Source organism: Vibrio sp. 1249-1, from assembly GCF_033340495.1.
Genome location: NZ_JAWOWJ010000955.1, coordinates 1 through 562, shown reverse-complemented (window position 1 = coordinate 562; position 562 = coordinate 1). Strand labels below are relative to the sequence as shown.

The window sequence follows — 562 nt, the reverse complement described above, 5'->3', positions numbered from 1 at the left end:
CAAAGCGGTGAGCTTATTTTCGTTTTGCTCTCGGATAATCGCGTCCAGTGTCGATTTCGCTTCTTTTACGCAAGGGGTAAGTAAGCGAGAACGGCAGCTAAATAAACGTTCATCAAACAACGGAACGTGATGCTCTCCTCGTTGGCGATCCAATGTCGCGGCTTGATTCGCCATGTGTTCTAAACTTTGCGAAAGTTGTTCGATGTTCATGATAAACCTACAAACCAAGCGTCATAAGCCAGCTTAATCGCCAATACGCTCACGACCGTGACAAAAACGGGACGAATGAACTTAGAGCCGAATCGAATTGCAGAATGCGCACCAACAAATGCCCCAGCCATTAAACACACACCCATTGTTAAGCCTAGCACCCAGTTAATGTGACCTAAAATAGCGAAAGTAATAAGTGAGGTAAAATTACTGGTGAAGTTCATTGCTTTGGCTAAACCAGAGGCGAGCAATATATTGAGACGGTACAGCGCCATAGAACTTACAGTCCAAAACGCGCCAGTTCCTGGACCGGCTAATCCATCGTAAAAACCAATCGACAAACCTTGCAGGT

Annotated in this window: 2 protein-coding genes; both read right to left on the bottom strand. The window is 45.6% G+C overall.

What is annotated here, in order from left to right; all coding sequences use genetic code 11:
• A partial coding sequence (gene priC, locus R7Z50_RS29895) for a primosomal replication protein PriC (protein ID WP_318150069.1) occupies positions 1-210 on the bottom strand: 210 nt, incomplete at its 3' end.
• The coding region (locus tag R7Z50_RS29890; protein WP_318150068.1) for a TSUP family transporter at positions 207-562 on the bottom strand (356 nt) is incomplete at its 5' end. The genes R7Z50_RS29890 and priC, both read right to left, overlap by 4 nt.